We start from the raw sequence: 619 nt of genomic DNA, 5'->3' as shown, positions 1-619 counted from the left end.
GGGGGGAAGGGCGAGTACAGGGAGGCACCGGGGGAGCGGCGTGAGGGCGCCACACGGGCAGCGGACGCCGAAGCGGCGTTCACCGCCTATGTGCGCGAGCGCCGCGCCTCCCTGTACGCCACCGCCTACCACCTGACCGGCGACCGCTTCGAGGCCGAGGACCTGCTGCAGAGCGCGCTCTTCTCGACGTACCGCGCCTGGGACCGGATCAGCGACAAGGCGGCGGTCGGCGGCTATCTGCGGCGCACCATGACGAACCTGCACATCAGCGCGTGGCGGCGGCGGAAGCTGAACGAGTACCCGACGGAGGAGCTGCCGGAGACGGCGGGCGAGCAGGACGCGATGCGCGGCACCGAGCTGCGCACCGTGCTGTGGCAGGCCCTCGCCCGGCTGCCCGAGCTGCAGCGCACCATGCTGGTGCTGCGCTACTACGAGGGCCGGACGGACCCGGAGATCGCGGACATACTGAACATCAGCGTCGGCACGGTCAAGAGCAGCATCTGGCGCTCCCTGCGCCGGCTGCGCGAGGACGAGGCACTGAGCTTCGGCAGGGACCAGGAGGAGTCTTTCGACGAACTGGTCGCCTGACGGGGAAGGGGTCCGGGGGGACCCCAGGGGG

The 619-nt window shown here is 71.4% G+C and carries 1 protein-coding gene; it reads left to right on the top strand.

Annotation, left to right across the window (positions count from 1 at the left end):
• Window positions 1-588, top strand: a 588-nt coding sequence (locus tag G5C65_RS38085; protein ID WP_165303651.1) for a SigE family RNA polymerase sigma factor, incomplete at its 5' end; no start/stop codon positions are given.
• Window positions 589-619: the final 31 nt, after the last annotated feature.

This window comes from Streptomyces boncukensis (assembly GCF_011045075.1).
GTDB lineage: Bacteria > Actinomycetota > Actinomycetes > Streptomycetales > Streptomycetaceae > Streptomyces > Streptomyces boncukensis.
This window is presented reverse-complemented; position numbering and strand designations above follow the sequence as displayed.